The 1,185-nt window shown below is 40.0% G+C and carries 2 protein-coding genes; both read left to right on the top strand.

Features of this window, described 5'->3' with window-relative positions:
* A partial coding sequence (locus tag EDM53_RS00470) for a PD-(D/E)XK nuclease domain-containing protein (protein WP_207215382.1) occupies positions 1-348 on the top strand: 348 nt, incomplete at its 5' end.
* Between the two features lie 16 nt (positions 349-364).
* The coding region (locus EDM53_RS00465) for an AAA family ATPase (RefSeq protein WP_165379496.1) at positions 365-1,185 on the top strand (821 nt) is incomplete at its 3' end.

The raw sequence follows: 1,185 nt of genomic DNA, 5'->3' as shown, positions 1-1,185 counted from the left end.
GAGAATACGCCTGAACAAGTATTTCACGTGTTTATATTGGGACTAGTAGTAGGATTAAGAGGAGAATACTACATACGGTCCAATCAAGAATCGGGGCTTGGAAGGTTTGACGTAGTGATGCTTCCAAAGCAGAGTGGAAGAGCTGGTATCTTGCTGGAGTTCAAAGCAACAAACGACTCAAAAAAGCTAAATGCAAAGGCGCAAGAAGGGTTGAAGCAGGTAAAAGATAAGCAATATTTGGAGCTTTTTAAGCAAAACGGAGTGAATGAGGTATTGGCTATAGGGTTGGCGTTTTGCGGAAAGCAGCTGTGTTTGGTGAGTGAAAAGTTTTTGTTAGAGCACAAATAAGAAGCGAGTTAAAATTATGAAATACAAACTACCGGTAGGAGTCAGCGATTTTAGAGAAATAGTAAGAGACGGGTATGTATTTACTGACAAGACTCTTTTAATCAAAGAAGTGTTGGAAGATGGGGCTAAGGTGATTTTAATCACCAGGCCTAGAAGATTTGGAAAGACACTCAATCTGTCTATGTTGTACTACTTTTTAGATCATAATCAGCCAAAAGATGAGGATTTGTTTGAGAAGCTAAATATAGGGCGAGATAAAGCTTTTTGTGAGGAGCATCAGCATAAGTATCCAGTGATATTCATATCGTTCAAGGATGTGAAGCAGTCTACATACCGAGGAGCATACGAGGATATTGTATGTCTTATTATGGAGCTGTATGAAGTACACAGGTATTTACTTGAAGTAGATGGATTGCTATCAGATAGTGAGGCAAGGATCTTTAAGGCATTAATGAACAGAGAAGGGAAGCTATCTGATATCAAGTCAGCACTTAGGCGGTTGTGCCTGTATATGTATAGGAAGTATGAGAAGAACCCAATCATACTAATAGACGAATACGACACACCAATACAAGAGGCTTACCTGCACAAATACTATGAGAAGATGGTAGAGTTAATGCGTGGTATACTAGGGCAGGCATTAAAGGATAATAGGTATCTGACAAAGGCAGTGGTCACAGGAATCACTCGTATCTCTCAGGAGAGTTTATTTTCTGGATTAAACAACATAGAGGTGTACTCGTTATTGAGAGAAGACTACGGGCAATACTTTGGCTTTACCGAAGAGGAAGTGCTGAAGCTACTGGAAGAAACGAAGGAAGCAGTATCGCTTGATGC

Origin of the sequence: Rickettsiales endosymbiont of Peranema trichophorum (genome assembly GCF_004210275.1) — a bacterium.
Lineage (GTDB): Bacteria > Pseudomonadota > Alphaproteobacteria > Rickettsiales > Midichloriaceae > RICK02.
This window is presented reverse-complemented; position numbering and strand designations above follow the sequence as displayed.